Below are 20,035 nucleotides of genomic sequence, written 5' to 3' on the forward strand. Positions count from 1 at the left end.
GCTACGCCGTCGCCCGGGCCGCCCCGGCGGCGCCCGCCGCCGGGGGCCGGGGCTCAGCCGTCCCCGTTGACGGTCTCCACGACCGTGCCCTCGCGCAGGGCGTCGAGCGCCCGGCGCAGCCGCAGGGCCAGCCCCGGGCGCAGCCAGCGGTCGAGCTCCTCGGGGGCCGCCCAGCGGTGGCTCAGCAGCTCCTCCTCCTGGATCCGCAGGGGGGTGTCGGCGGCGATCGTGCCGCCGTCGTAGACGAAGGACACGGAGTCCCCCCACACCCCCATGGCCACGCCGTGGGCGACCACGAGCAGCCGGCCCGGCGGCAGGTCGAGCCCGACCTCCTCGGCGACCTCCCGGAAGCAGCCGGTGCGGGGGTCCTCCCCCGCCTCGACGGTGCCGCCGGGCACGGTCCAGTCGGGCTTGTAGTTGGGCTCGACGATGAGCACGCGGCCCTCGGGGTCGCGGATCAGCGCCTCGGCGGCCAGCCGGCGGGTGGGCAGGGAGTCGACGAACTTCCTCAGCTCGGTCTCGGAGAGGTAGGAGCTCACGGCCGGGTCACTTCCCCAGGAACTTTTCGAAGCCCTTGGGCAGGTTCAGGTCGGCGGGGTCCGGCTCCTGCTGCGCGGCGCCGAAGGACGAGCCGACGGGGGCCTTCTGCTTGCGCTGCTGCTCGAGGGCCGCGTTCTCCTGGGCCCGCTTGGCGGGGTTGCCGGAGCGGGAGCCGCCCTTCTTCTTGGCCGCGGCCTTGCCCTTGCCCTTCTTCGCCCCGCCCCCGGCGGCGCCGGGCATCCCGGGGATCCCCGCGGGCATGCCGGGCACGCCCTTGCCCTGGGCCAGGCGCTTCATCATCTTCTGCGCCTGCGCGAAGCGCTCCATCAGCTGGTTCACCTCGGAGACGGTGACGCCGGAGCCGCGGGCGATGCGGGCGCGGCGGGAGCCGTTGATGATCCTCGGCGCGACCCGCTCGTGCGGGGTCATGGAGCGCACGATCGCCTCGACGCGGTCGATCTCGCGCTCGTCGAAGTTCTCCAGCTGCTCGCGCATCCCGGCGGCGCCGGGCATCATCATGAGCATCTTCTTCATCGAGCCCATCTTGCGCAGCTGCTGCATCTGCGCGAGGAAGTCCTCGAAGGTGAAGTCCTCCTGGTCGGTGAACTTCCGGGCCATCTTCTCGGCCTCGGCCCGGTCCCACTGCTGCTCGGCCTGCTCGATCAGCGTCAGGACGTCGCCCATGTCCAGGATGCGCGAGGCCATCCGGTCGGGGTGGAACTGCTCGAAGTCGTCGACGTTCTCGCCGGTGGAGGCGAACATGATGGGCTTGCCGGTCACGGAGGCCACGGACAGGGCCGCGCCGCCGCGGGCGTCGCCGTCGAGCTTGGACAGGACCACGCCGGTGAAGTCCACGCCCTCGTTGAAGGCCTGGGCGGTGTTGACCGCGTCCTGGCCGATCATCGCGTCGATGACGAAGAGCACCTCGTCGGGCTGCACCGCGTCGCGGATGTCGCGGGCCTGGGCCATGAGCGCCTCGTCGATGCCGAGGCGCCCGGCGGTGTCGACGATGACCACGTCGTGCAGGCGGGCGCGGGCCTGGGCCACGCCGTCGCGGGCCACCTGGACGGGGTCGCCCGTGGGGTCGTCGAACTCGGAGGTGGTGCCGGGGTGCGGGGCGAACACGGGCACCCCGGCCCGCTCGCCCACGACCTTCAGCTGGGTCACGGCGTTGGGCCGCTGCAGGTCCGAGGCCACGAGCAGCGGGCGGTGGCCCTGGCCCTTGAGCCACTTGCCGAGCTTGCCGGCCAGCGTCGTCTTGCCGGCGCCCTGGAGGCCGGCGAGCATGATGACGGTCGGACCGGTCTTGGCCATGCGGATCCGGCGGGTCTGCCCGCCGAGGATGCCCTGGAGCTCCTCGTTGACGATCTTCACGACCTGCTGGCCCGGGTTGAGGGCCTCGGAGACCTCCGCGCCGAGGGCGCGCTGCTTGACCGCGGCGGTGAACTCGCGCACGACCGGCACGGCGACGTCGGCGTCGAGCAGCGCCCGGCGGATCTCCCGCACGGTCGCGTCGACGTCCGCCTCGGACAGGCGGCCCTTGCCCTTGAGGTTCTTGAAGGTGGCGGTCAACCGGTCGGACAGTGAATTGAACACGGGTCGAAAGCTGCTTTCGTCGAGGGAGGCGGCCGGGGCGCCGCGGGGGTGCACTGCGGGGCGCGGCGCCGGCCCGAAGGCATCGGGTCGGTAGTCCAGGGTACCAACGCGGGGCCCGTCCTGCGCGGCGCACCGGCGCCCTCCCCGCGGGGAGGGCGCCGGTGCGCCGCGCGGCTGCCGCCCGCCGCCCGGGGCGGGCCCGTCCTACAGGGCGGTCTCGTCCCGCTCGCCGGTGCGCACGCGCACGGCCTCGGCGACGTCGAGGACCCACACCTTGCCGTCGCCGGCGCGGCCGGTGTTGGCCGAGGAGACGATGACGTCGACGATGTCGGTGGCCTGGTGGTCGTCGACGAGGATCTCCAGGCGCACCTTCTCGAGCAGGTCCACCGTGTACTCGGCGCCCCGGTAGACCTCGGTGTGGCCGCGCTGCTGGCCGTAGCCGTAGACGTTCTGGACGGTCATGCCCTGGACGCCGTAGGACTCGAGGGCGGACTTGATGTCCTTGAACTTGTCCGGGCGCACGATCGCGGTGACGAGCTTCATGGGAGGGCCTTTCTCGCAGGTGGTGGGTCGGGGCGGGGCGGGCGCGGGCTCAGCCCGGCACCCGCTCGGAGCGGGCGGCGGGGGCGGTCTCCGGGGCCGCGCCCGCCGGGGCCTCCGGTGCCTCCGGTGCCTCCGGGGCGGCGGGCGGGGCCGCCGCGGCGTGGCGGCCCGGGGTGAAGGAGCCCGTGGCGTCGCCGGCGAAGGAGTACCCGGTCTCGGCGTGCTGGGTGATGTCGATGCCGTCGATCTCGTCGCGCGGCGGGATGCGGAAGCCCACGGTCCGGTCGATCGCGACGGCGACGAGCAGGGTCAGGACGGCGCAGTAGACGACCGAGACGAGCACGGCCACCACCTGGGTCAGCAGCAGGCCGGGGCCGCCGCCGTAGAACAGCCCGGCGGTGCCCTCGGAGGGCAGCGCCACGAAGCCCAGGGCCACGGTCCCGACGACGCCGGAGACCAGGTGCACGCCGATGACGTCGAGGGAGTCGTCCATCCGCAGCCGGTACTTCAGCCCGACGGCGAGCGCGGAGGCGGTGCCGGCCAGCACGCCGATGCCGATCGCCCACACCGGGGAGACGTTGGCGCAGGCCGGGGTGATGGCCACGAGGCCGGCGACCGCGCCGGAGGCGGCGCCCAGGGAGGTGGGGTGGCCGTCGCGCACGCGCTCGGTGAGCAGCCAGGCGAGCATCGCGGCGGCGGGGGCGACCAGCGTGTTGACCCAGATCAGCCCGGCCTGCTCGGCGGTGGCCGCGGCCCCCGCGTTGAAGCCGAACCAGCCGAACCACAGGATCGCGGCACCCAGCATCACGAGCGGGAGGTTGTGCGGGCGCTGCCCGGGGTCCTTGCCGAAGCCCTGCCGGGCGCCGACGACGGCGATGAGCACGAGCGCGGCCACGCCGGCGTTGATGTGCACCACGAGCCCGCCGGCGAAGTCGATGGCCTCGCCCAGGGCCGCGCCGATGGCCCCGTCCTCGGTGAGCAGCCCCCCGCCCCAGACCATGAAGGCCAGCGGGGCGTAGACGAGGGTGGTCCACACGGGCACGAACAGGGCCCAGGCGCCGAAGCGGGCGCGGTCGGCGATGGCGCCGGAGATCAGCGCCACGGTGATGATGGCGAAGGTCCCGCCGTAGGCGGCGCCCAGCAGCCCGTCGGTGCCCATGAGGTCGCCCAGGGCGAAGGAGGGCACCGGGCTGGCGGTGAGCCCGCCGAGCAGCGGGTCCCCGCCGCTCATGGAGTAGCCCCACAGCACCCACACGACCGAGACCATGCCGATCGCGATGAAGCTCATCATCATCATGTTCAGCACGCCCTTGGCGCGGGTCATGCCGCCGTAGAACAGGGCCAGCCCGGGGGTCATGAAGAAGACCAGGGCGGCCGCGACGATCGTCCACACGTGTCCAGCGGTGATGTCCACGATCTGCACCTCTTTCTCGAGTCCGTTGCGTTGCGGGTCCGGCGCCGCCGGCCCGTCCCCCTGCTGCGGGGCCGGTCGGCGCTCACCGTCGCTACGAGTCTCGGCAAGAGATGTTTCGGGCACGCCCGCGGGCCGTTGCGGACATGTTTCGCGCCCGCCGCCACGGTTACGGGTCCGTGAAGTGCGGCGGGCGCGAGGCGTTCCTGTGGGCCCTCGTGGGGACGGGCTCAGTCGAGCAGGGCGTCCACGAAGGCCTCGGGCTCGAACGGGGCGAGGTCGTCGGGGCCCTCCCCCAGGCCGATGAGCTTGACGGGCACGCCGAGGCTGCGCTGGATCGCGACGACGATCCCGCCCTTGGCCGTGCCGTCGAGCTTGGTCAGCACGATCCCGGTGATGTGCACCGCCTCGGCGAAGACCCGGGCCTGGGTCAGGCCGTTCTGCCCGGTGGTGGCGTCGAGCACGAGCAGCACCTCGTCGACGGCGGCGGCCTTCTCGACGACGCGCTTGATCTTGCCGAGCTGGTCCATCAGCCCGGCCTTGTTCTGCAGCCGCCCGGCGGTGTCCACGAGCACGACGTCGGCCTCCTGCTCGATGCCGGCCGAGACGGCGTCGTGGGCGACGGAGGCGGGGTCGGCGCCCTCGACGTCGGAGCGGACCGTGGGCACGCCCACCCGGGCGCCCCAGGTGGCCAGCTGGTCGGCGGCGGCGGCGCGGAACGTGTCCGCGGCCCCGAGCAGGACGTCCTTGTCCTCGGCCACGAGCACGCGGGCGAGCTTGCCGACCGTCGTGGTCTTGCCCACGCCGTTGACGCCGACCACGAGCACGACGGCGGGCAGCGGCCCCTTCCGGTCCACGGCCAGGGAGCGGTCCGCGGCGGGGTCCACGAGGCGCACGAGCTCCTCGCGCAGCATGGCCTTGACGTGGGCGGGGTCGTTCGTGCCCTCGACGCGCACCCGGCGCTGGAGCGCCTCGACGAGCTCCGTCGTGGCGTCGGTGCCGAGGTCGGCCAGCAGCAGCGTCTCCTCGATCTCGTCCCAGACGTCCTGGTCGATCCGGTCGCGGGAGAGCAGGGCGAGCAGGCCCTTGCCGAACACGGAGTTGGACCGCGCCAGCCGCCCGCGCAGCCGGGCCATGCGGGAGGCGGCGGACTCGGGCCGCTCCAGCCGCGGGGCGGGCTCCTCCGGCGGGGCCTGCGCGGTGCCGGGGCGCAGGTCCCCGGGGGCCTGCACGGGGTCGTCCGGGTCCCGGGTCGAGGGGTAGCCGCCGCGGGGAGCCCTGGGCCCGCGCAGCAGCACGAGGCCCAGCAGGCCGAGCACCACCACGGCGACGAGCACGTACGCGATGACGGGTATCGATTCCACGCACAGAAGCTTCTCACACCGTCCCCGCCGGTCCCGGGCGGTCACTAGACTCGTCGGGTGCCGACCCAGCCCGCCGCCCCCGACCGTGACCGCGTGCCCCAGCAGATCACGGTGCTCATCGCCGCCGCCTTCGTGATCGCCGTGGGCTACGGCATCGTCGCCCCCGTGCTCCCGCAGTTCGCCACGACCTTCGGCGTGGGCGTCTCCGCCGCGGGCGCCGTGGTGAGCGCCTTCGCCCTCGCCCGGCTGCTCTTCGCCCCGGCCGGCGGGCGGATCCTGGCCCGGATCGGCGAGCGCCCCACCTACGTGGTGGGCGTCCTCGTCGTGGCGGTCTCCTCGGCGGCCACCGCGTTCGCGCAGTCCTACTGGCAGCTGCTGGTCTTCCGCGGCCTGGGCGGGATCGGGTCCGTGATGTTCACCATCTCCGCGATGGGGCTGATCGTGCGCCTGGCCCCGCCCCGGATGCGCGGCCGGGTCTCCGGCTACTACGCGAGCGCGTTCCTGCTCGGCGGCGTCCTCGGGCCCGTGATCGGGGGCCTGCTGGCGGGGCTGGGGCTGCAGGCGCCGTTCCTGATCTACGCCGCGGCGCTGCTGGTGGCCGTGGCCGTGGTGCACTTCCGGCTCAGGGACGAGGTCCTCGGCGAGGGCCGCGCGGGCGCCGCCCAGCCGGTGCTGACCCCGCGCGAGGCGTGGTCGGTGGGCGCCTACCGGGCGGCGGTGGCCTCGAACTTCGCCAACGGGTGGACCTCCTACGGCATCCGCGTGGCCCTCGTGCCGCTGCTGGCCGTCGCGGTCCTGGGCGCGGGCCCGGGCGTGGCCGGCCTGGCGCTCGCGGTCTTCGCGGCCGGCAACGCGCTGGCGCTGACGGTCACCGGCCGGCTCACCGACCGGTTCGGCCGCCGGCCCCTCGTGCTCGTGGGGCTGGTCGTCAACGGGGTGGCGACCACGGCCCTGGGTCTGTCCGGGGACGTGGTGACCTTCGTGGTCCTGTCCCTGGTGGCCGGGATGGGCTCCGGCACCATGAACCCCGGCCAGCAGGCGGCGGTCGCGGACGTGATCGGCCCCGACCGCTCGGGCGGGCCCGTGCTGGCCCGCTACCAGATGAGCGCGGACGCCGGGCAGATCCTGGGGCCGGTCGTGGCGGGGGCGCTGGCCGACGCCGCCGGCTTCGGGTGGGCCTTCGGGGTCTCGGGGGCCCTGATGCTGCTGGCCGCCCTTGCGTGGCTGCCCGTGCGCGACACCCTGCCGCGCGCCGCGGACTGAGCCGCCGGCCCCGGCGCGGCGCCGGCCTCAGCGCAGCTCGGCGAGGCGCTGGCCGACGACCGTGGTCACCCCGTCCCCGCGCATGGCGACCCCGTAGAGGGCGTCGGCGATCTCCATCGTGCGCTTCTGGTGGGTGATGACGATCAGCTGCGAGGTCTCCCTCAGCTGCTGCAGCACGGTCAGCAGCCGCCCGAGGTTGCGGTCGTCGAGGGCGGCCTCGACCTCGTCCATGACGTAGAACGGGGAGGGCCGGGCCCGGAAGATCGCCACGAGCAGCGCGATCGCGGTCAGGGACCGCTCCCCGCCCGAGAGCAGGGACAGCCGCTTGACCTTCTTGCCGGCCGGCCGGGCCTCGACCTCGATGCCCGTGCTGAGCAGGTCGGTGGGGTCGGTCAGCCGCAGCCGGCCCTCCCCGCCGGGGAAGAGGGTGGCGAAGACCTGCTCGAACTGCGCCGCGGTGTCGGCGAAGGCCGCGCCGAAGACCTCCTCGACGTGCCGGTCGACGTCGCGGATGATGGCGCGCAGGTCCGCCCGGGAGCGCCGGAGGTCCTCGAGCTGCTCGGCCAGGAAGCGGTGGCGCTCCTCCAGGGCGGCGAACTCCTCGAGCGCGAGCGGGTTGACCCGCCCCAGCGCGGCCAGCTCCTTCTCCGCCCGGCGCAGCCGCCGCTCCTGCTCGGCGCGCACGTAGGCGGTGCCCGGCTCCTCCGCGAACAGGGTCTCCTGCCCGTCCGTCCCCGGCGCGCCGTCCTCGGCGCCGGTCGCGGCGGGCACCGGCAGGTGCGGGCCGTAGTGCTCCACGAGGGCGTCGGGGGTCAGGCCGAGCTCCTCGAGGGAGCGGGCCTCGAGCGCCTCGACGCGGGTGCGCCGCTGGGTGCGCGCGAGCTCGTCGCGGTGCACGGAGTCGGTGAGCTCGGCGACGCGGGCGGCGAGCCGGTCGTTGCCGGCGCGCAGGTCGGTCAGCTCGGCGTCCAGCCCGGCCCGCACCGCCTCCGCGCGCTCGCGGGCGGCCTCCGCGGCGGCCACGGAGCCCGCGACCCGGGCCAGCAGGGCCTCGGCCGCCGCGTGCACCGCCTCGGCGGTGCGCGCCTGCGCGCGGCGCCGGCGGGCCCGCTGCTCGGCCTCCTCGCGGGCCCGGCGCTCGGCGGCGGCGGCCCGCTCCTGGGAGGCCGCGCGGGCGCCCAGGGCCCTCGCCTGCTCCTCGAGGGAGCGCAGGGCCAGGCGCGCCTCGGTCTCGGCGGCGCGGGCCGCGGAGGCGCCCCGCTGGGCCTCCTCGCGCCGGGCCGCGGCCTCGAGCTGGGCGGCCTCGTCGTCGCCGGGGTCCTCGGCCTCGGCCGCGGCCAGCCGCCCGAGCGCCTCCTCGAGCCGGCGCTGGTCCCCGGCGAGGCGCTCCCGGGCGGCGGCGAGCTCGTCGTCGGCGCGGCGGGTCTCGGCCTCGGCGGAGCCGAGCACGGCCCGCACCCGGTCGAGCTCGGCGGCGGCCCGGTCGGCGTCGCGCTCGGCCGTGCGCAGGGCCGCCGCGGCGGCCTCGGCCCGGGCGCGGGCGGCGGTGCGCGCGGCGGCCGCGGCGGTCTCGGCCTCCCGGGCGGCGTGCAGGCGCCCGGCCAGGGCGGCGCGCTCGGCCTCGGCGCGCTCGGCCGCGGCGCGGGTCTCGAGCGTGCCCGCGGCCTCGGCGGCCCCGCCCCGGGCGCTGAGGGCGGTGAGCACGTCGCCGTCGCGGGTGACGGCCGTCAGCCGCGGGTCGGCGGCGACGACACGGGCGGCGGTGGCGGGGTCCTCCGTGAGCACGGTGCGGGCCAGCGCCATCCGCACCGCGGCGGCCGCGCGCCCGGCGTCGTCGTCCGCGTCCCGGGCCGCGCCGCCGGGGGCGCGCAGCACGTCCACGGCGGCGAGCGCGCCGGGCAGCTCCGGTACCGCGGGGGCCTCGGGGCCGGTCCCGGCCGCGGCCACGAGCAGCTGCACCCGGCCGCGGCCGGCCTCGCGCAGGGTGGCGAGCACGCCGAGGGCCGCCCCGTGGGAGCGCACGGCCAGCGCGTCCGCGAGCGGGCCGAGCGCGGCGGTCACGGCACGCTCCCAGCCCGGGGCGACGCCCACGAGCTCGGCCACGGCGCCCACGACGTCCTCGGGGTGGGCCGCGCGCACCGCCGCCGAGCCGTCGGGCTGGCGCAGCGCGGCGCGCAGCGTCTCGGCCCGCGCGGCCTGGGCGTCGTGGGCGCGCAGCAGCTCCTGCGCCGCGGCCCCGGCCTCCCGGGCCGCGGTGCGCGCGGCGTCGTGGGCGGCCGCGGCCTCGTCGTGGGCGGCGCGGGCGGTCGCGGCGGCCTCGGCGGCGCGCCCGGCGGCCAGGCGCAGGCGGTCGGCCTCCGCCCCGGCGCCCTCCCGGCGCGCCCCGGCACCGGCGTGGGCCTCGTGCAGCCGGGCCAGGGCCTGCTCGGCGGCCTCGACGCGGGAGCGGGCGGCGGCCACGGCCCCGGTGAGCCGGGCCGCGCCCTCGCGCCGGTCCGCGGCGGCGCGCAGCAGCCCGGTGACCACCGCGTCCTGGTCCCGGGCGGCGGCCTCGGCGGTCTCGCGGTCCTCGATCGCGGCGGCCAGGGCGTCCGTGGCGTCCTCGACCTGCTCGAGCAGCCGGGCCTGCTCCTCGCGGGTGCGGGCGGCCTGGGCGGCCAGCCGGCCGGGGTCGCGGGCGGGCTCGGCGGGGGCCTCGGCGGTGCCCAGGAGGCGGCGGCGCTCGGCGGCCAGGCGCGCCAGCGAGCGGCAGCGCTCCTGCACGGCGGTGAGCCGGTACCACGTGTCCCGGGCGGCGTTGAGGGCCGGGGTCGCCCGGGCGGCGCGCGCCTCGACCTCGGCCTGCCGGGCGCGCCCGGCGTCGAGGGCCCGCTGCGCCTCGTCCCTCTCGGCCCGCAGGCGCCGCTCGAGCTCCTCGTCGGCGGCCAGGCCGGTGCGGGCCTGCACGAGGTCGTCGGCCAGCAGCCGGGCGCGGGCGTCGCGGGCGTCGTGCTGGATGCGCTGGGCGCGGCGGGCGGTGCGGGCCTGCCGGCCCAGGGGCGCGAGCTGGCGGCGCAGCTCGGCCGTGAGGTCCTCGAGCCGGTCGAGGTTGGCCTGCATCGCCTCGAGCTTGCGCAGGGTGCGCTCCTTGCGGCGGCGGTGCTTGAGCACCCCGGCGGCCTCCTCCACGAACCCGCGCCGCTCCTCCGGGCTGGCGTGCAGGATCCGGTCGAGCCGGCCCTGTCCGACGACGACGTGCATCTCCCGGCCCAGCCCGGAGTCGGAGAGCAGCTCCTGGATGTCCAGCAGCCGGCAGGGCCGGTTGTTGATCGCGTACTCGGAGCCGCCGGTGCGGAAGAGGGTCCGGGAGATCGTCACCTCGGCGTAGTCGATCGGCAGGGCGCCGTCGGCGTTGTCGATCGTCAGGGACACGTGGGCGCGGCCCAGCGGGGCCCGCCCGGCGGTGCCCGCGAAGATCACGTCCTCCATCTTCCCGCCGCGCAGCGACTTGGCGCCCTGCTCGCCCATCACCCAGGCGAGGGCGTCCACGACGTTGGACTTCCCGGAGCCGTTGGGGCCCACCACGGCGGTGACCCCGGGCTCGAACTCGAAGGTCGTGGCCGAGGCGAAGGACTTGAACCCGCGCACGGTCAGCGTCTTCAGGTGCACGGGGGCGGCTCCAGGGGCGGGGGCGGTCTCGGACCCGCACGAGTCTAGCCGCGCCCCCGGACGGCCCGCGCGGGGGCGGGGCCCGCCCCGGCGTGAGACGATCAGCCTGCAGAGAAACCGGCCGGTGCGCGCCGGGGCCCCGGGAGCGCGCCACTAGACTGGCGCCGACCAGCCCCGCACCGTCAGCCCGCCCGGTCCCGCACCGGACCGTTGCGCGGCGACGAGCCCCGAAGGAAAGCCAGAGACCTTGACCGGTAATTCCACGATGCGCCACCGCAACGCCGCCCTCCTCGCCATCACGAAGGTCGAGGCGGACGAGGTCGTCCCCTCCTCGCAGGCCGACGAGGTCCTGGCCGGCACCTTCGAGCGGCTGAGGATGCCCAAGGGGCTGCTCGAGCGGCTCGCGGGCGTGAAGGAGCGGCGCGAGTGGGCGCCGGGCCGCCACTTCACCGACGGCGCCGTGGAGGCGGGGCAGGCCGCGCTCGAGCAGGCCGGGGTGCGCCCGGAGCAGGTGGGGCTGCTGATCAACGCCTCCGTGACCCGCGACGGCTACGAGCCGGCGGTCTCCGTCTCGGTCCACCACCGCCTGGGGCTGCCCTCCTCCGCGCTGAACTTCGACGTCACCAACGCCTGCCTCGGCTTCGTCAACGGGCTCACCATCGCCGCCACGATGATCGACGCGGGGGCGATCGACTACGCCGTCGTCGTCGCCGGCGAGGACCCCCGGCCCTGGCACCGCGAGACCTACGAGCGGCTGCAGGCCCCCGGCGTGACCCGGGCCGACGTCGTGCGGGAGTTCGCGACCCTGACCCTCGGCTGCGGCGCGGCCGCGGCCGTGGTGGGACCCGCCGACCGCCACCCGGAGGGCCACCGCGTGGCCGGGTCGGTGACCCGCTCCGCGACCGAGCACCACGGCCTGTGCATCGGCGGCTTCGACGGGATGTTCACCGACGCCACCGGGCTGCTCAAGCACGGCGTGGGCCTGCTCGAGCAGGCCTGGAACGACGCCCACGCGGACGGCTGGGACTGGCAGGAGATGGACCGCTACATCGGCCACCAGGTCTCCATGTCCCACACCAACAAGCTGTTCGCCGACGTCGGGATCGACCCCGACCGCTTCCCGGTGACCTTCCCCTTCTGGGGCAACGTCGCCGCGGCCGCGCTGCCCATGACCCTCGCCCTCGAGGCCGAGTCCCTGGGCGCCGGGGACCGCGTGCTGCTGCTGGGCGTGGGCTCCGGGCTGAACGCGACGTACATGGAGATCGACTGGTGAGCCGCTGAGAACCCGCACCACCCCGCCGCCCCGACCCGTGAGGAGCACCCCGCCCATGGCACGCACCCGACCGTCCACGCCCCCGCGCCGCGCAGGAGCCGGCCGAGGTCCGGAGGGGGCGCGGCTGCCCGGGACGGAGGTGCCGCTGCCGGGGGTGGACCCCGCCTGGTCGCGCACCCTCACCGTGGCCTCCACGGCCCCCGTGGAGCCCGTGCCGGGCCGGCGGCGCCGCTGGCACGTGCTGGACAACGCCGCCTCCCTGGAGGCGGCCGGGCTCACCCCGCGCGGGACGGTCCTGGCGGTGCACGGCAACCCGACCTGGTCCTACCTGTGGCGCACCGTGCTGGCCGCCGCCACCGACCCCGCCAACCCCTGGCGCGTGGTGGCCGTGGACCAGCTCGACATGGGCTTCTCCGAGCGCACGGGCCTGACCCGGCGCCTCGCCGACCGGGTGCGCGACCTCGCCGACCTCACCGCCGCCCTCGGCCTCGACGACGGCCCCGGGCCGGTGGTGACCCTCGCCCACGACTGGGGCGGGCTGATCTCCTCCGGCTGGGCCCTCGAGCACCCCGGGGTGCACGCCGGGACGGTCCTCACGAACACCGCCGTCCACCACGACGGCGCCGAGCGGATCCCGGCCGCGCTGCGCCTGGCCCTGGCTCCGGCCGCCCACGGGCTGCTCACCGACCGCACCTCCGCGTTCCTGGACGTCACCCTGCGCCTGGCCGACCCGCCGCTGCCCCCGGAGGTGCGGGCCGCCTACCGGGCGCCCTACGCGACCCGCGAGCGGCGCCGGGCGATCCGCGACTTCGTGGCCGACATCCCCGTGCCCGCGGGCCACCCCTCGCACGAGTCCTTCGAGCGGATCGCCGCGGGCGTGGCCCGGCTGCAGGGCCCCGCTCTGCTGCTGTGGGGCACCGGGGACCCGGTCTTCCAGGAGCGCTACCTCGCCGACCTGATGCACCGGCTCCCGCACGCGGACATCCACCGCTTCGAGGGCGGCAACCACCTGGTCGCCGAGTCCCGGGACATCGCGACCCCCGTGCTGGCCTGGCTCGCCGACCGCTTCGGCCCCGGACCGACCCGCCGTCAGCGCCACCTGCAGGCGCGCGCCCGCGCGGCGGAGCCCTTCGTGCCGTTCCACGCCGGGCTCGAGGAGCGCCGCGCCGACCCCGGCCTCGCCGTCGTCGACATGGCCCCCGCCGGGGACGGGCCCGCGGACGGGACGCCGCCGGTGCGCGCGTCGCTGAGCTGGGCCGGGCTGGCCGAGCGCGTGGAGCGCCTCGCGGCCGGGCTCGCGGCCGCCGGCGTGCGCCCCGGCGACCGCGTCAACCTCATGGTCCCGCCCGGCTCGGAGCTGACCGCGCTGCTCTACGCGTGCCTGCGGATCGGCGCCGTGATCGTCGTGGCCGACACCGGACTCGGGCCCAAGGGCCTCACCCGCGCGCTGCGCGGGGCGCGCCCCGCCTGGCTGGTGGGGATCCGCCGGGCGCTCGTGGCCGGCCGCGCGCTGGGCTGGCCCGGCACCCGGATCGCCGTCGAGGACCTCGACCCCGTCTCCCGGCGGGCCCTGGGCGCGGTGGCCGACGTGCCCGGCCTGCTGCGCACGGCCCCGGACCCGGAGCTGCCCGTCCCGGACCCCGACGACGACGCGGCGGTGCTGTTCACCTCCGGCTCCACCGGCCCGGCCAAGGGCGTGGTCTACACGCACCGCCAGCTCGCGGCCATGCGCGACGCGGTGGCGGCGACGTGCGGGCTCGTGCCCGGCACGGGCCTCGTGGCCGGCTTCGCCCCGTTCGCGCTGCTCGGCCCGGCCCTGGGCGTCACCTCGGTCACCCCCGACATGGACGTCACCGCCCCGCGGACCCTCACCGCCCGGGCCCTGGCCGAGGCGGCGGCGGCCATCCGCGCCACCGCGGTGTTCCTCTCCCCCGCCGCGATCGACAACGTCCTGGCCACCCAGGACGGGCTGGACCCCGCCGGGCGCGCGGCGCTCGGGGACGTGCGGATGCTGCTCTCCGCCGGCGCCCCGCTGCCCGAGCCGCTGCTGGAGCGCACGCAGGCGCTGCTGCCCGCGGCCGAGCTGCACACCCCCTACGGCATGACGGAGGGGCTGCCCCTGACCGACGTCACGCTCGAGGGCATCCGCCGGGCCCGCGCCGACGCCGGGCCCGCGGACCTCGCCGGCGAGCTCACCGGCGCCCCGGCCGTGGCCGGGGCGGGCAACGGGGTGTGCGTGGGCGCCCCCGTCCCCGGGGCCGAGCTCGCGATCACCCCCCTGGGCCCCGACGGCGTCCCCGGGACGGAGCCCACCCGGGAGGCCGGGACCACCGGGGAGATCCTCGCCCGGGCCCCGCACGTGAAGGACCGCTACGACCGGCTGTGGGCCACCGAGCACGAGGCGACCGCGCTGCCCGGCTGGCACCGCACGGGCGACGTCGGCCACCTCGACGCCGCCGGGCGGCTGTGGGTCGAGGGCCGGCTGGCGCACGTGGTCGTCACCGCCGACGGCGTGCGCACCCCGGTGGCCGCCGAGCACGCGGCCCAGGACGTCCCGGGCACCGGCCGGGTCGCGGTCGTGGGCGTGGGCCCGCGCGGCCGCCAGGTGCCCGTGGCCGTGGCCGAGACGGTCCCGCCGGCGCGGCGCCCCGGTCCCGCGGACCCGGAGCTGGCCGGCGCCGTGCGGGCCGCCGTGCGGGCGGCCACGGGCCTGGACCTCGCGGCGGTGCTCGTGCTCCCCGAGCACCCCACCGACGTGCGGCACAACTCCAAGATCGACCGAGCCCTGCTGGCCGGGTGGGCCGAGGCCGCCCTCGCCGGAGGAAGGATCAGCACCCCGTGAGCGCGAAGCACCGCAGCACCGAGGTCCCCGTCCCCGACCCCGCGGCGGCCGAGGCCGCCGCCGCACCGCCCCCCGCGGGCAGCCACGACGCCGGGCAGGGCCCGCCGGAGCTGCGCGGGCAGGGCCGCCGGGTCCTGGTCACCGGCGCCTCGGGCATGCTCGGCGAGCACGTCGCCCGCCGGCTGGTCGCCCGGGGGTGGACGGTCCGGCTCCTCCAGCGCGGGCACGCCGCGCTGGCCGACCAGCGCAACGTCGAGGAGGTCCGGGGCTCCGTCACCGACCCCGACGCCGTGGCCCGGGCGATGGAGGGCGTCGACGACGTCGTCCACCTCGCCGCCAAGGTCTCCTTCGCGGGGGACTGGGACGAGTTCGTGCTCACCAACGTCACCGGGACCCGCACCGTGCTGGAGACCGCCCGGCGCGCCGGCGCCCGCAACGTGGTGTTCGTCTCCTCGCCCTCCGTGGCCCACACCGGGACCTCCCTCGTGGGCGAGCCCGCCCGCCCCGCCGACCCCGTGCGGGCCCGCGGCCACTACGCCCGGTCCAAGGCGGCCGCCGAGCTGCTGGCCCTCGACGCGGACGGCGAGCAGCTGCGCGTGACCGCCGTGCGCCCGCACATCGTGTGGGGCCCCGGCGACACCCAGCTCGTCGAGCGCGTCGTCGACCGGGCCGCGGCCGGACGGCTGCCGCTGCTCGACGCCGGGGCCGCGCTGATCGACACGACCTACGTCGACAACGCCGCCGAGGCGGTCGTGCGGGCCCTCGAGCGCATCGAGCAGGCCCACGGGCAGGCGTTCGTGGTCTCCAACGGCCAGCCGCGGCCGGTGGGCGAGCTGATCGCCGGGTTCTGCCGCGCCGCCGGCGTCGAGCCGCCCCGGCGCCGCGTGCCGGGCTGGGCCGCCCGCCTCGCCGGACGGGTGATCGAGCGGGTCTGGGCCGTGCGCCCGGGCCGGGACGAGCCGCCCATGACGGAGTTCCTCGCCGAGCAGCTGTCCACGGCGCACTGGTTCGACCAGCGGCGCACCCGCGAGGTCCTCGGCTGGCGCCCGGAGGTCACGGTCGAGGAGGGCATGGCGCGCCTGGCCGAGCACTACCGGTCCCACCCCCGCGGCGGCGCGGCCCTGCCCGCCACGGGCTCCACCTCCGCCGAGCCCGCCTGAGGGGGCGCGGCCCGCGGTTCCCCCGGGGCCGCGGGCCGCAGGGGCCGGCCGGGCTCAGAACCGGGCGTTGCGCGGGGTGCGCTGGCAGGCCGGGCAGCGGTAGGAGGAGCGGTTCATGAACTGCTCGCGCACGATCAGCGTGCTCCGGCCCTCCTCGGCGCACCGCCGGCACGCCCGCCCGGCCCGGCCGTAGGCGTCCAGGGAGCGGGCGAACCACCCGGACTCCCCGTTGACGTTGACGTAGAGGGAGTCGAAGCTCGTGCCGCCGGCGGCCAGGGCCTGCTCCATCACCGCCCGCACCGCGTCCAGCAGCCGGACGGTCTCCGGGCGCCGCAGCGTGTCGGTGGGCCGGGCCCAGTGCAGGCGGGCCCGCCACAGCGCCTCGTCGGCGTAGATGTTGCCGATCCCCGAGACCAGCGACTGGTCCAGCAGGGCCCGCTTGAGCCCGGTGCGGCGGCGGCGCAGGCGCGCGTGCACGGCGTCGGCGTCGAAGGCCGGGTCCAGGGGGTCCCGCCCGATGTGGGCGGCGCGGGCGGGCACGAGCGGCAGGCCGGTGGACCCGAGGCCGCCGGGAGCGGCGTCGTCGGTGGGCACGAGCGGGTCGAGGACCATGCCCCCGAAGATCCGCTGGTCGACGAAGCGCAGCTCGTCGGGGACCCCGGGGCGGGGTCCGAGGCGCAGGCGCACCTTCAGGTGCTTCTCGTCGGGCCGCCCCGCGTCCTGGACGAGCAGCTGCCCGCTCATCCCGAGGTGCACGAGCAGCGCCTCCTGCGGGTCCGCGCCGTCCGCGCCTGTGAGGGGCAGCCAGAGGAACTTCCCGCGGCGCACGGCGTCGGCCACGACCGCGCCGGCGAGCTCGTGGGCGAAGTGCGCGGGGCCGGCCTCGTGGCGGCGCACCGAGCGGGGGTCCAGCACCCGGACCTCCTCGACCGTGCGGCCCACGACCCAGCGGGCCACCCCCCGGCGGACGACCTCGACCTCGGGCAGCTCAGGCACGGGGCTCCCCCGGGGCGCCGGTGCGCACCGGCTCAGACACCCGTGCGGGCGGCGAGGGCGGCGCAGGCCTGGGCGGCGGCGGAGCGCTCGGCCTCCTTCTTCGTGGTGCCGGTGCCGGTGCCGTGCTCGGCCCCGCCCACGAGGGCGCGCGCCTCGTAGCGGCGGTCGTGGTCGGGGCCGGTGCCCTCCACCGCGTAGCGCACGGGGCCCAGGCCCCGGGCGGCGGCCAGCTCCTGGAGCTCGGTCTTCCAGTCCCGGCCCTCGGTCACCACGAACCCGGCCTCCAGCAGCGGCACGACCAGGCGCAGCACGAAGGCCCGGGCCGGCTCGAGGCCCGCGCAGACGTAGACGGCGCCGATGAGCGCCTCCATGGTGTCGGCGAGGATCGAGGCCTTCTCGTGGCCGCGGGTGCGCACCTCGCCCTTGCCCAGCCGGATGTGCTGCCCCACCCCGAGGGAGCGGGCGAGCTCGGCCAGCGTGCGGGTGCTGACCACCGCGGCGCGGATCTTCGCGAGGCTGCCCTCGGAGTCCTCCGGGTAGCGGTGGTAGATCTCGTCCGTGACGGCCAGGCCCAGCACCGAGTCGCCGAGGAACTCGAGGCGCTCGTTGTGGGCCTCGCCCTCGTGCTCGTAGGCGTAGGAGCGGTGGGTCAGGGCACAACGGAGCGTCCCGGCGTCGATGTCGACGCCGAGACGCTCCAGAAGGTCCTGACTGCTCTCGGTGGGGGTCACCGTGGTCAGGCGTCGGCCACCTTGCGGCCCTTGTACTCCAGGAACAGCGCGGTCCCGGCGGAGTCGGTCACGACCTTGGCCTGGTGCGGCAGGCTGTAGGTCACCTTGCCGTTCTCGACGGTCTTGACCAGCTTCGGCGCGGACGCCTTCCACTGGGAACGGCGGGCGCGGGTATTCGCGCGGGACATCTTCCGCTTGGGAACAGCCACGGCTAACTCTCTTCTCTCGGTTCGGTCGTCTGGGCCGGGGTGCCGTCCTGCTCGAGCAGGCCCGCGAGGGCGCTCCAGCGAGGGTCGGTCACCTCGTGGTGGTGCCCCGGGTCGTCCTCCAGGCGCGCGCCGCACTGGGCGCACAATCCCTGGCACTGCTCCCGGCACACCGGTTGGAACGGCAGCTGCGTGATCACTGCGTCCCGAAGCATGGGTTCGAGGTCGATGCTCTCGTCCCGAACGTCATACAACTGGTCGTCCTCGGACTCCTCCCCGCTCTCGCCGGCGGAGTCGAAGACGTAGAGCTCCTGCACGTCGACGTCCAGATCGTAGTCGATCGGGTCGAGGCACCGGCTGCACTCGCCGTGGACGGCGACGCCGGCGGTGCCCGAGACCAGGATCCCGTCGTGGACGGACTCCAGGCGGAGGTCCAGAGCGATCTCCGATCCCTCCGGGACGCCGATCAGCGCGTTGCCGAAGTCCTTCGGCGCGGGCACGGCCTCCTCCAGGGTTCGCATGGTCCCCGGACGGTGCTCGAGGTCCCGAACACCGATGATGAGGGGCGAACTGTTCTCGCGGCTGATGACAAACTCCTGGTGGATTTCTGCTCGACGGACCATGGTAGCGTGCCGCGCCGCACGTTCTCAACCGCGCCCGCGGCGCGGGCCTCAGCGGCCGAGGGCCGCCAGCACCGGCGCGGGCACGAACGGGGCCACGTCCCCGCCGAGGCCGTGGACCTCCTTCACGAGCGTGGAGGACAGGTGCAGGTAGCGGGGGTCCCCGGGCAGGAACACGGTCTCCACGCCGGTGAGGTGGCGGTTCATCGTGGCCATGGGCACCTCGTAGGCGTAGTCCTCGCCCGAGCGCAGGCCCTTGACCAGGGCCACGGCCCCGCGCCGGGCCGCGTACTCGGCCAGCAGCCCCTCCCCCATGGGCTCGACGACGACGCCCCGGACGCCGGCGAGGCTGCGCCGGACGAGCTCGAGGCGCTCCTCCCGGTCGAAGCGGTAGCGCTTGTGCGGATTGGTGGAGACGGCGACGACCACCTCGTCGAACAGCGCCGCGGCGCGCTCGACCACCTCGACGTGGCCGAGGTGGACGGGGTCGAAGGATCCGGGGCAGACGGCGCGGCGCATGCGCCCCATCCTAGGGGCGCGGGCCCGGGCGCCCGGCCCGCGCCCCACCCGCCCGCCGCGGGGCCTCCCCCTAGACTGGCCGCATGGACGCCTCCGGACCGACCGAGACCCCCGCTCCCCTGCCCTGGGAGCGCATGGCCCGCGGCGGGGGGCTGCTGGGCGCGGACGGGCGGCCGGGCGGGACGGTCTTCGAGCGGATGTCCCGGCTCGCCGCGCGCACCGGGGCGATCAACCTGGGCCAGGGCTTCCCCGACGTCGACGGGCCCCCGCAGATGCTCGAGGCCGCGGTCGCGGCGCTGCGCGGCGGGGGCAACCAGTACAGCCCCGTGGCCGGGACCCCGCAGCTGCGGGAGGCCGTGGCCGAGCACCAGGCCCGGTTCTACGGGATCGACGTCGACCCCGAGCACGGCGTGCTCGTCACCGTCGGCGCCTCGGAGGGCATCGCCGCGGCCATGCTGGCCTTCCTGCGCCCGGGCGACGAGGTCGTGGTCCTCGAGCCCCACTACGACCTCTACGGGGCCGTGGCCGCGTTCGTCGGGGCGCGGCTGGTGACGGTGCCCCTCGAGCCGCCCCGCTTCGCGCCCGGGCCCGACCGGCTCGCGGCCGCGTTCGGGCCCCGCACCCGGATGGTGCTGCTCAACGACCCGCACAACCCCACGGGGACGGTGCTCGACGACGCCGCGCTGGGGCAGGTCGCGGCCCTCGCCGCGGCCCACGACTGCGTGGTCGTCACGGACGAGGTCTACGAGCACCTGCGCTACCCCGGCCCGCACCGGCCGCTGGCCGCGGTCCCGGGGGCGTTCGAGCGCACCCTGACCGTCTCCTCCGTGGGCAAGACCTTCTCGGCCACGGGCTGGCGCGTGGGCTGGGTCAGCGGGCCGCGGCGGCTCGTGGAGGCCGTGCGGGCGACCAAGGCCTATCTCACGCACAGCGCGGCGACCCCGCTGCAGCTGGCCGCGGCCACGGCCCTGGGCAGCCCCGACGCGTTCTACGCGGAGCTGACCGAGGACTTCCGGCGCCGCCGCGACGTGCTCGTCGCGGGGCTGGCGGCGGCCGGGGCGCACCCGGCCCGGCCGCAGGGGACGTTCTTCGTGGTGGCCGACGTCTCGGCGCTGTGCGCCCGCCACGGCGCCGCGGACGCCACGGCCCTGGCCCCGGTGCTGGCCGAGGAGGCGGGGGTGGTCGGCGTGCCGGTCTCCGCCCTGGCCTCGGCGGCGCGCGCCGGGGACTACGGCGACTGGATGCGCTTCTCGTTCGGCAAGCGCCCGGAGGTCCTCGAGGAGGCGGTCCGGCGCCTGGCCGGCTGAGCCGGCCGGGCGCCGG

The 20,035-nt window shown here is 76.7% G+C and carries 16 protein-coding genes; 5 read left to right on the forward strand and 11 right to left on the reverse strand.

Going from position 1 to position 20,035, the window contains the following annotated elements:
* Positions 1–53: 53 nt before the first annotated feature.
* From LQU92_RS10090 to ftsY, 5 genes are all read right to left on the reverse strand, one after another.
* Positions 54–539 (reverse strand): NUDIX hydrolase, encoded by a 486-nt coding sequence (locus LQU92_RS10090; RefSeq protein WP_230780459.1) that lies wholly within the window; start codon positions 537–539, stop codon positions 54–56.
* A gap of 7 nt (positions 540–546) precedes the next feature.
* A complete protein-coding gene (gene ffh / locus LQU92_RS10095; RefSeq protein WP_101852130.1) occupies positions 547–2,136 on the reverse strand; it encodes a signal recognition particle protein in 1,590 nt (529 codons plus the stop codon).
* A gap of 204 nt (positions 2,137–2,340) precedes the next feature.
* The gene (locus LQU92_RS10100) at positions 2,341–2,679 is read right to left on the reverse strand and encodes a P-II family nitrogen regulator (RefSeq protein WP_058859091.1); all 339 of its coding nucleotides are present in this window, start codon (positions 2,677–2,679) and stop codon (positions 2,341–2,343) included.
* A 49-nt stretch (positions 2,680–2,728) separates the two neighbouring features.
* Positions 2,729–4,093 carry an ammonium transporter gene (locus LQU92_RS10105; RefSeq protein WP_230780842.1) on the reverse strand — a complete coding sequence of 455 codons (1,365 nt, stop codon included), beginning with the start codon at positions 4,091–4,093 and terminating at the stop codon, positions 2,729–2,731.
* 227 nt (positions 4,094–4,320) lie between these two features.
* The gene (gene ftsY / locus LQU92_RS10110) at positions 4,321–5,454 is read right to left on the reverse strand and encodes a signal recognition particle-docking protein FtsY (RefSeq protein WP_230780461.1); all 1,134 of its coding nucleotides are present in this window, start codon (positions 5,452–5,454) and stop codon (positions 4,321–4,323) included.
* A gap of 57 nt (positions 5,455–5,511) precedes the next feature.
* Here ftsY and LQU92_RS10115 point away from each other — a divergent pair, with 57 nt between their 5' ends.
* Positions 5,512–6,717 carry an MFS transporter gene (locus tag LQU92_RS10115; RefSeq protein ID WP_101852128.1) on the forward strand — a complete coding sequence of 402 codons (1,206 nt, stop codon included), beginning with the start codon at positions 5,512–5,514 and terminating at the stop codon, positions 6,715–6,717.
* Between the two features lie 27 nt (positions 6,718–6,744).
* Here LQU92_RS10115 and smc read toward each other — a convergent pair whose 3' ends face one another.
* Complete coding sequence (gene smc, locus LQU92_RS10120; protein ID WP_230780463.1) at positions 6,745–10,365, reverse strand: chromosome segregation protein SMC; 3,621 nt, start codon at positions 10,363–10,365, stop codon at positions 6,745–6,747.
* Positions 10,366–10,612: 247 nt separating this feature from the next.
* On the opposite strand from smc, the gene LQU92_RS10125 reads away from it, so the two are divergent.
* From LQU92_RS10125 to LQU92_RS10135, 3 genes are read left to right on the forward strand one after another with little or no spacing between them, the layout of a single operon-like run.
* A complete protein-coding gene (locus tag LQU92_RS10125) occupies positions 10,613–11,638 on the forward strand; it encodes a 3-oxoacyl-ACP synthase III (protein ID WP_058859095.1) in 1,026 nt (341 codons plus the stop codon).
* Positions 11,639–11,693: 55 nt separating this feature from the next.
* Positions 11,694–14,480: an alpha/beta fold hydrolase gene (locus LQU92_RS10130; protein ID WP_230780465.1), complete on the forward strand. Its 2,787-nt coding sequence runs from the start codon at positions 11,694–11,696 to the stop codon at positions 14,478–14,480.
* Entirely contained in the window at positions 14,477–15,640 is a 1,164-nt protein-coding gene (locus LQU92_RS10135) for an NAD-dependent epimerase/dehydratase family protein (RefSeq protein ID WP_374229686.1), read from the forward strand. Before LQU92_RS10130 ends, LQU92_RS10135 begins: the two co-directional genes overlap by 4 nt.
* A gap of 54 nt (positions 15,641–15,694) precedes the next feature.
* Here the strand turns inward: LQU92_RS10135 and mutM are convergent, their stop codons facing one another.
* The 5 genes from mutM to coaD form a co-directional block, all read right to left on the reverse strand.
* The gene (mutM, locus tag LQU92_RS10140; RefSeq protein ID WP_101852123.1) at positions 15,695–16,636 is read right to left on the reverse strand and encodes a bifunctional DNA-formamidopyrimidine glycosylase/DNA-(apurinic or apyrimidinic site) lyase; all 942 of its coding nucleotides are present in this window, start codon (positions 16,634–16,636) and stop codon (positions 15,695–15,697) included.
* A 32-nt stretch (positions 16,637–16,668) separates the two neighbouring features.
* Positions 16,669–17,367 carry a ribonuclease III gene (gene rnc / locus LQU92_RS10145; RefSeq protein WP_101852122.1) on the reverse strand — a complete coding sequence of 233 codons (699 nt, stop codon included), beginning with the start codon at positions 17,365–17,367 and terminating at the stop codon, positions 16,669–16,671.
* A gap of 5 nt (positions 17,368–17,372) precedes the next feature.
* Entirely contained in the window at positions 17,373–17,576 is a 204-nt protein-coding gene (rpmF, locus tag LQU92_RS10150) for a 50S ribosomal protein L32 (RefSeq protein WP_058859099.1), read from the reverse strand.
* Positions 17,577–17,578: 2 nt separating this feature from the next.
* On the reverse strand, positions 17,579–18,094 hold the full coding sequence (locus tag LQU92_RS10155; protein ID WP_230780467.1) for a DUF177 domain-containing protein: 516 nt from the start codon (positions 18,092–18,094) through the stop codon (positions 17,579–17,581).
* Between the two features lie 150 nt (positions 18,095–18,244).
* Positions 18,245–18,712 carry a pantetheine-phosphate adenylyltransferase gene (gene coaD, locus LQU92_RS10160; protein WP_058859100.1) on the reverse strand — a complete coding sequence of 156 codons (468 nt, stop codon included), beginning with the start codon at positions 18,710–18,712 and terminating at the stop codon, positions 18,245–18,247.
* An 83-nt stretch (positions 18,713–18,795) separates the two neighbouring features.
* On the opposite strand from coaD, the gene LQU92_RS10165 reads away from it, so the two are divergent.
* On the forward strand, positions 18,796–20,019 hold the full coding sequence (locus LQU92_RS10165; RefSeq protein ID WP_101852121.1) for an aminotransferase class I/II-fold pyridoxal phosphate-dependent enzyme: 1,224 nt from the start codon (positions 18,796–18,798) through the stop codon (positions 20,017–20,019).
* Positions 20,020–20,035: the final 16 nt, after the last annotated feature.

This window comes from Kocuria sp. LUK (genome assembly GCF_021012935.1).
In the GTDB taxonomy this organism is placed as follows: domain Bacteria; phylum Actinomycetota; class Actinomycetes; order Actinomycetales; family Micrococcaceae; genus Kocuria; species Kocuria flava.